Below are 1,264 nucleotides of genomic sequence, written 5' to 3'. Positions count from 1 at the left end.
GGCCCAGGCCGAGCGGCTCGACCTGGTCGGCGACTGGTTCTGGGGCACGTACCCGTTCCGGCTCGTGCTCGAGCCCGACGGAGCGCTGCGGCTGGGCGAGCCCGGCCAGGGCCGCGGCGCCCGCTTCCACGCGACCGGCGACGGGACGTGGGTCGGCGAGGCCGGGTACTTCTCGGGCGAGCCGATGACGCTGCGACGTGACGACGCCGGGGCCGTGGTGGCGCTGGAGGTCGCCTCGTTCGTCCTCACCCGGACGCCGTACGACCTCGGCACCGGCGTGCCCGGCGGCCACGACGACCTCGGCTGGCACTGACCCTCAGGCCGGGCGCTCGAACAGGCCGGCCCACAGGAAGTCCTCGCCGAAGACCGGCGAGTCGTCCGGCTGCGGCGCCATGCGGCGCAGCTCGACCGGTCGCAGCCAGCCGTGCAGGCGGCGCAGGTCCTCGTCCCGGTACGCCACGCCGCCGGCCAGGCCTCCAGACCGGTACAGCTCCTCGTCCGGGACCTGGCTGCCCATCGCGCCCCAGGCGAAGCAGACCAGCGCGAAGGCGCCGCCGGGCCGCAGGACGCGCTCGAGCAGCCACCGGTGGCTGAGCCGGCGGTGCGGGGGCAGGTGGTGGAAGCAGCCGGAGTCGTGCACCAGGTCGTAGGTGCCCAGGGCGTCGCCCAGGGCGAAGGCGTCCCCCTGGACGAAGCGCACGTCGACGCCGGCCGCGCGGCCGCCTCGCGGCCCCAGTCCAGCGCCGTGGCCGAGAGGTCGACCGCGTCGACTCCGTAGCCCTGCTGCGCCGAGCCAGACGGCGTTCGCGCCCCGGCCCGCAGCCGAGGTCGAGCACCCGCCCGCCGGCCGGGAGCAGCCCGGACCCGTGCCAGGCCACGAGCGACTCGTCGGGGACGTCGCGGAAGAACGGCACGCCGCGGTCGCGGTCGGCGTAGAAGGCGTCCCACCAGCCCGCGCCCTCGCCGCTCCACCGGTCGGCCCCGTCGTCGAGGACGGTGTCCAGGAGCGCGAGGACGTCCTCGACGCTCGACACGTGACGCTCCATGCGGCCCCCTGTCGCTGCGGTGCGCGCGATCCTACGCACGCCCGGCGGCTACAGGCCCAGGACGCGCCCGGCCTGCTCGACCTCGTCCCAGCGGGTCCGGTCGCCGGCGAAGCGGTCGGGGTGCGACGCGGCGCGCGCCCGCCGGAACAGCCGGCCCAAGGCTTCCTCGTCGACCGTCGTCGAGCCGGCCTCGTCGCCCGCGGCGCGCTCGAGGACGG

Annotated in this window: 2 protein-coding genes; one reads left to right on the top strand and one right to left on the bottom strand. The window is 76.7% G+C overall.

All coding sequences use genetic code 11. The features are described 5' to 3' along the window. Positions 1 to 313, top strand: a 313-nt coding sequence (locus tag AC2W7G_RS16600; RefSeq protein WP_485869409.1) for a DUF7586 domain-containing protein, incomplete at its 5' end; no start/stop codon positions are given. Positions 314 to 316: 3 nt separating this feature from the next. On the opposite strand, the gene AC2W7G_RS16595 is transcribed toward AC2W7G_RS16600, so the two are convergent. Continuing rightward, complete coding sequence (locus AC2W7G_RS16595) at positions 317 to 700, bottom strand: methyltransferase domain-containing protein (protein ID WP_485869408.1); 384 nt, start codon at positions 698 to 700, stop codon at positions 317 to 319. Positions 701 to 1,264 lie beyond the last annotated feature (564 nt).

Source organism: Aeromicrobium sp. PFPM2_SD2, from assembly GCF_057364525.1.
Note: the sequence above shows the minus strand (reverse complement) of the source record. Positions and strands in the feature narration are given on the sequence as shown.